This window comes from Gemmatimonas sp. (assembly GCF_044376735.1).
Taxonomy (GTDB): domain Bacteria; phylum Gemmatimonadota; class Gemmatimonadetes; order Gemmatimonadales; family Gemmatimonadaceae; genus Gemmatimonas.
Map to the genome: position 1 here is coordinate 1 of NZ_JBILKJ010000231.1, position 3427 is coordinate 3427.

General features: G+C 64.7%; 4 protein-coding genes. 3 read left to right on the plus strand and 1 reads right to left on the minus strand.

Annotated features, from left to right (window positions below; all coding sequences use genetic code 11):
- The 3 genes from ACIRA7_RS15920 to ACIRA7_RS15930 all read left to right on the plus strand — a co-directional run.
- The coding region (locus ACIRA7_RS15920; protein WP_396221818.1) for a CaiB/BaiF CoA transferase family protein at nt 1–1151 on the plus strand (1151 nt) is incomplete at its 5' end.
- A 114-nt stretch (nt 1152–1265) separates the two neighbouring features.
- Nucleotides 1266–1826 carry an RNA polymerase sigma factor gene (locus ACIRA7_RS15925; protein WP_396221821.1) on the plus strand — a complete coding sequence of 187 codons (561 nt, stop codon included), beginning with the start codon at nt 1266–1268 and terminating at the stop codon, nt 1824–1826.
- On the plus strand, nt 1826–2284 hold the full coding sequence (locus tag ACIRA7_RS15930; RefSeq protein ID WP_396221819.1) for a hypothetical protein: 459 nt from the start codon (nt 1826–1828) through the stop codon (nt 2282–2284). The genes ACIRA7_RS15925 and ACIRA7_RS15930 overlap by 1 nt, the downstream gene beginning before the upstream one ends.
- 135 nt (nt 2285–2419) lie before the next feature.
- Here the strand turns inward: ACIRA7_RS15930 and ACIRA7_RS15935 are convergent.
- The coding region (locus ACIRA7_RS15935; RefSeq protein WP_396221820.1) for an FAD-dependent oxidoreductase at nt 2420–3427 on the minus strand (1008 nt) is incomplete at its 5' end.

Genomic DNA, 3427 nt, shown 5'->3' on the forward strand with positions numbered 1-3427 from the left:
AAGACACTATGAAGCGACTACCGCTAGAAGGCATCAAAGTGCTCGATCTGTCCAGGGTGCTCGCCGGACCGCACTGCAGCATGGTGCTCGGTGATCTGGGCGCGCACATCATCAAGGTCGAGCGAACCGGATCGGGCGACGACACCCGTGGTTGGGGGCCGCCATTCGACGCCGACGGCGAGTCGGCCTACTTCCTGAGCACCAATCGGAACAAGCTGTCGCTCGCCGCCGACTTCCGATCCGCCGACGATCTAGCGCTCGTTCGGGAACTCATCGCCAACGCCGATATCGTCATCGAAAACTTCCTTCCTGGCGTATTGGCTCGATATGGTCTTGATGCTGACCAGTTACTGGCGCAAAATACCAAGCTCCTCTGGTGTACCATCTCCGGCTTCGGTCCGGCCAGCGTACGCCCAGGTTACGATTTCGTCGTACAGGCCGAAAGTGGCTGGATGGCCATCACCGGCGAGCCCGGCGGAGCGCCCATGAAGACCGGGGTCGCGTTGGTGGATCTCATCACCGGCAAGGACGCCGCGATCGCCCTGCTCGGGGCCTTGGCGGGGCGCGCTGGGCTCACCACCACCGATGATCGGCGGATTCAGGTCTCGCTCAGCGCGTCCGCCCTGGCGGCGCTGGCGAACGTGGCCCAGAACACGTTGGTCTCGGGGCGCGATGCCCGCCGGTGGGGGAACGCCCACGCCAATCTGGTGCCCTATCAACTCTTCGCCGCCGCCGACCGGCCGTTCGTGCTGGCGGTCGGGGCTGATGCGCAGTGGCCGCTCGCGGCGCGAGCCCTCGGACTCGTCGATCTCGCCGTCGAGCCGATCCTGGCCACCAACGCCGGTCGGGTAGAGCACCGCGATCGCGTGGTGGCCGCGATTGCCGCCGCCGTCGCGCAGCGACCGGCCGCCGACTGCATCGCGGCGCTCGAACGGGTCGGTGTCCCCTGTGGCGTCGTGCGTGGCGTGCAGGAGGCGCTGGAGCAGGCGGTGGCACGCGGCGCGGCGTCGCCACGCACCGGAATCGCCCCGCAAAGTCATGGTCGGGTTCGCTACGAACCGCCGCACCTCGATGAACATGGCGTACTCATCCGTTCACACCACTGGAGTGTGTTCGACCACGTGCCGATACTCTCGCCACGGCCTGCGTGACCTCTCCCGCGCCCATTCGTCTTCCCCGCGAGACGAACAGCGGCGTTCTGCCCGTTGCGTTTGCTGGAAGGGGTGCCAATCCCGTTCGTGCGGCGTTATCCTAGCGCCGTGACCATGACGGAAGAACAACCCACTCCCGCAGACGTCGATTCGGACCAGGACGTCATCTCCCGCATTCTGGCGGGCGAACGCGATGCCTTCGCGATGCTGATCGGTCGGTACAGCGATCCGCTGTACCGGCATGCTTTGGGCATGACGGGCAGTCCCGACGTCGCCGAAGACATTCTCCAGACATCGTTCATCAAGGCCTATCACCATCTCGGTGAGGTCCGCGGTCGATTCGATGCTTGGCTCTTTCGGATTGTTGCGAACGGGTGCAAGGACTGGCTGAAGAACATTCGGCGCACGCACCTGAGCTACGACGAAGACGACCAGCCCTCCACCTTCGCGAGTCCCGATGAGGACCTCGACCGCACCGAACTGCGGCAGGATCTCGACTCAGCCCTCGCGCAGTTGGCCCCGTCGCTTCGGGAGGCCTTCATCATGAAACATGTTGAAGGACGCTCTTACGAAGAGATGGCGGATCTTTTGGGGACAACCGTTGGAGCGCTGAAGATGCGCGTGCATCGGGCACGAGAAGCACTTCAGACCTTGCTCGAGGAGAAATACGACTGATGCTCGACCGACATGAAGCGCACGACGACCGGAACCTCGGTCAGGATTCTTCGCCGCGCGACGCCGCACCGGTGGCTGATCGTCAGGTGACGGATCGCGAAGTGCCGCTGTCCGGCACGGCTGCGGCCGAGGCCAGCGAGGTGCTGGCAATCCATCAGTGGCTCGATGGCGAGACGAGCGAGGTCGAGGCGCGCCGCGCCGATGCCAAGCAGGTGGAGTTGTGGAAGCTGATCTCAGCGGAAACCGAGCAGCGCCGTCGCATCACTACGCCGTCGCACCTCGCCGCCAACATCATGGCCGCGATCCCCGAGGCCCGCATCGAAAAGCAGACCGCGACCGTGACGGCAACCGCGACCAACACGATGGTCGAGCCGCGGTCCGCGCTGCCGATGACGATGCTTCTGATGCTCGGCGCTGGCCTCTTCGCGATCGGCATCGTGATCGGGAAGATGCTCTGACCGTGAGGTCGTAAACTGCCAACGGCTTAGGTCGCAGGGCGGAGGGCACAAGGGAGGAGGAAGCAGTCACTGCTCCCTCCTCCCTTTTTGTCTCCGTCCTGCCTCCTAAGCCGTCGGCAGTTCGCAGTTCGCGTTCTACATGTGTATCGCCCGACCCAACGCACTCAGCGCGGCTTCCTTCACCGTCTCACTGAGCGTCGGGTGCGAATGCACCGTGATGCCGATGTCTTCGGCGCTGCCGCGGTATTCCATGGCCAGCACCACTTCGCTGAGCAGGTCGGCCACATGCGGGCCGATCATGTGGCAGCCGAGAATCTCGTCGGTGGTCTGGTCCACGACGAACTTCACGAAGCCCTGGGTCTCGCCCATCGTGCGCGCCTTGCCGTTGGCGCTGAACGGGAACTTGCCCACGCGATACGCGCGGCCGCTCGCTTTCACTTCCTGCTCGGTGAGTCCCACCGTGGCGAGTTCCGGCCACGTGTACACGATGCCGGGGATCGTGCGGTGGTGCATGTGCACCGGCTTGCCGGCGATCACTTCGGCGGCGATCACGCCTTCTTCTTCCGCCTTGTGCGCGAGCAGCTTGCCACCGCATACGTCACCGATCGCGTACACGCCCGGCAGGTTGGTTTTCTGCTGATCGTCCACCAGGATCTCGCCGCGCGTACCCATCGCGAGGCCGAGCGCCGCCGGGTCGATCCCGCCGGTGGCCGATTTGCGCCCCACCGACACCAGCACATAGTCGGCATCGAGATGTGACGCCACGCCGTCCTTCTCCACATGCACGCGCACGCCATCGCTGTGGACCTCCGCACCGGTGACCTTGGTGCCGGTGTGGATCTCGAGCCCCTGCTTGCGGAAGATCTTGTCCGCTTCCTTCACCAGATCATCGTCGTTCCCGGTGAGAATCGTGGGCAGGAACTCGACGACCGTGACCTTGGCACCCAAACGGCGCCACACCGAACCGAGTTCGAGGCCGATCACGCCGCCGCCCACGACCACCAGATGCTTGGGCACTTCCGGAATCGACAGCGCGCCCACGTTCGACAACACGCGCTGCTCATCGAACTTCAGGAACGGCAGCTGCACCGGCACCGAGCCCGTGGCGATGATCACCGACGTGCCGTGCCAGTGCGAGATCGT